Below are 2382 nucleotides of genomic sequence, written 5' to 3' on the forward strand. Positions count from 1 at the left end.
CCCGCTGGTTTTTCCGCTCTTTTTCTTGTTGTCTTTGCCTTGGCAGAACTGGTCCTGAAGCGCCACGATTCATTGCCCGTTTCGACGATGTGGCAGTGATGGGTGACGCGGTCCAGCAGCGCTGTCGTCATCTTTGCATCGCCGAACACGCTCGCCCACTCGCCGAAGCTGAGATTGGTCGTGATCGCGACGCTCGTGTGCTCGTATAGCTTTGAGAGCAGATGGAACAGCAATGCACCGCCGGTCTGGCTGAACGGCAGATAGCCCAGTTCGTCGAGGATCACCAGATCGACGTACATCAGCTTGTGGGCAATCTGGCCTTGTTTGCCGATGGACTTCTCCTGCTCCAGGGCGTTGGTCAGCTCGACGGTCGAGAAGTAGCGCACACGCTTGCCGTGGCGCTGTACGGCTTCGATTCCGATCGCTGAGGCGAGGTGCGTCTTGCCAGTGCCCGGACCACCGATGAACACGACGTTGTGCGCGCTTGCGAGGAACGACAGCTCGCTCAGTTCGCGCACCAGCGCTTCGTCGACGTGTGCCTGCGCGAAGTCGAAGCCCTTCAGGTCGCGGTGTGCCGGGAAGCGCGCAGCGGTCATTTGATAGGCGATCGAGCGCACCTGCCGTTCGGCGGTTTCAGCCATCAACAGCTGCTTCATGAAGCGCTCCGGCTCGAAGTCAGTGTGACGCGACTGCGCGAGCAGCTCCGGCCATGTGCTCGCCATGCCGTGCAGTTTAAGACCCTTGAGCTGGGCCGCGATATCGTTAGACATGACGATCCTCCGGTGGGTTGGCGCGCAGCGTCTCGTAACGGCCCACGTCGGCCGCGGGCTCTTCCTTGAGCTGGAGTTTCGTCGTGGCGAGCCTGCCATTCGTGACGGGCGCCTTCAGCCGGCTCAGCACGTTCAGGACGTGCTCTGCGCTGGGGCGTCCTGAATCCAGCGCAGCCGGTACGGCGAGCAGCACCGCATCGAGCCCGTGTTCGCGCACCGCAGCGAGCACCTGCGTCATGACGCGATCGCCGCCCGGGTGTTTCAGCAGATGCCGCTGCAGCAGTTGCAGCGGCTGCGGCATCGTGATGAACGGTGCGCCGTTGCGCAGTGCGCCGGGTTTGCGCTCGACCAGCGTGATGTAGTGGCGCCAATCGTAGAAGGTCATGTGCCGCTCGAAGCTGCGTTCGTGGCGTGCGATCTCCTGGGCGTTGACGACGACGCTGAGATATGCCGGATAGCAGCGCACGCTCACCAACTGGTTCGTGTACTCGGTGGGCACGCTGTAGCGGTTGCGTTGGAAGTGAATCAGGCTGGTCGACGAGACTCGCAGGGTCTGCTCGACATAGCCGTCGAACGGCCGTGGATTGGGCATCAGCCGGGTACGCTCGTCCTGCAGCACATCCTCGACTGTCAGCTCAGGCCACTGCGGGTGCCGCATGTGCCACGCCTCACGACACTGACCAGCGACCCATTCGTTTAGGATCTCCAGCGTTTCCCAGCGCCGTAGCGATGCTTCGTGCCAGATCTGACGCCGCCGGTCCTGAACGTTCTTCTCGACGATGCCTTTCTCCCAACCTGCCGCCCGATTGCAGAACTCTGGCTCGAACAGGTAGTGACTGCACATTGCTTCGAAGCGCGCGTTGACCGCACGCTCCTTGCCGCGGCCAACCTTGTCCACAGCGGTCTTCATGTTGTCGTAGATGCCGCGCCGGGGCACGCCGCCGAACGCGGCGAATGCGCGGGCGTGTGCGTCGAACAGCATCTCGTGACTCTGGGTGGGATAGGCGACGAGCCAGAACGCGCGGCTGGAGTTAAGTTTGACGTGGGCGACCTCCAGGCGTCGCCGTAGCCCGCCAACAAACGCGTATTCGCAGCTCCAGTCAAACTGGAAGGCTTCGCCGGGTTCGAAGGCGAGCGGCACGAAGGCCTTCCTGCGAGGCGCCTCAGCCTGCTCCTCGTGCCAACGCCTCACGAACGCGCTCACGCGGCCGTAGCTGCCGGCGTAACCCTCGGCGCGGATCGCCTCGAACATGAACCGGGCGGTGCGCCGGTCACGCTTCGGGCGATGACTGTCGGCACGCAGCCAACCTGTCAGCTGTGCGGCCCAGTCGTCGATGACGCTCGGGCTGACGCGCTTCGGATACTTCGGCTCGACGGCATCAGTCTGCCGCAGCCAGCGGCGCACTGTGTTTCGGGACAGGCCCGTACGCCGCGCAATCTCGCGCAGCGGGACCTTCTCGCGGAAATACATCCGCCTGATCTTGGCCAATATGCCCACCGTGATCACCTTTGTATCCCCTGCTCAAAGATTGAGCAGGGCATTCAATCACGTGGGTCAAAATTCGATGAAAATTTGCAGCTCTAGTGGGTCAGTTCTGTGCGGACATCAACA

The 2382-nt window shown here is 62.6% G+C and carries 2 protein-coding genes; both read right to left on the reverse strand.

The window, feature by feature from the left end:
• Window positions 1-770, reverse strand: a 770-nt coding sequence (istB, locus tag AP428_RS34190) for an IS21-like element helper ATPase IstB (protein ID WP_054928689.1), incomplete at its 3' end; no start/stop codon positions are given.
• Window positions 763-2241: an IS21 family transposase gene (gene istA, locus AP428_RS34195; protein ID WP_374755425.1), complete on the reverse strand. Its 1479-nt coding sequence runs from the start codon at window positions 2239-2241 to the stop codon at window positions 763-765. The genes istB and istA, both read right to left, overlap by 8 nt.
• Window positions 2242-2382 lie beyond the last annotated feature (141 nt).

Source organism: Burkholderia sp. E168m22 (assembly GCF_001319805.1).
In the GTDB taxonomy this organism is placed as follows: Bacteria; Pseudomonadota; Gammaproteobacteria; order Burkholderiales; family Burkholderiaceae; genus Burkholderia; species Burkholderia orbicola.

Coding starts and splice junctions, on each gene's coding strand:
- istA (WP_374755425.1), bottom strand. CDS start 2,241: ATGTATTTCCGCGAGAAGGTCCCGCTGCGCGAGATTGCGCGGCGTACG.